At 30.2% G+C, this 262-nt stretch carries 1 protein-coding gene; it reads right to left on the bottom strand.

Translation table 11 applies throughout. The annotated features are described in order from the left end of the window. Positions 1-262, bottom strand: a 262-nt coding sequence (locus HMPREF2663_RS10730; RefSeq protein ID WP_070846398.1) for a pathogenicity island protein, incomplete at its 5' end; no start/stop codon positions are given.

Raw genomic sequence — 262 nt, 5'->3', positions numbered from 1 at the left:
TTATAATTTAATACGTTTTAAAGCCTCATAACGTTTCATACTACCGTCTGCTAATCTTTTAATACTTTCCATTGCTTGCTGCTTTTCTTCATCGGTAGTAATGATGTAATAACCGCGTTCATGTTTTTTATAGCTACATCCTATAGGATAACTATAATCATCAATCAACTTGCTTATAGCATTTCTTAACCATCTTTCATTAGATGAATTATACTCGTACCCCATTAAATTAAGTATCTTGGACTTAGTTATATACTTATCT

The sequence above is a fragment of the Staphylococcus sp. HMSC077D08 genome, from assembly GCF_001837945.1.
Classification (GTDB): domain Bacteria; phylum Bacillota; class Bacilli; order Staphylococcales; family Staphylococcaceae; genus Staphylococcus; species Staphylococcus epidermidis.
This window is presented reverse-complemented; position numbering and strand designations above follow the sequence as displayed.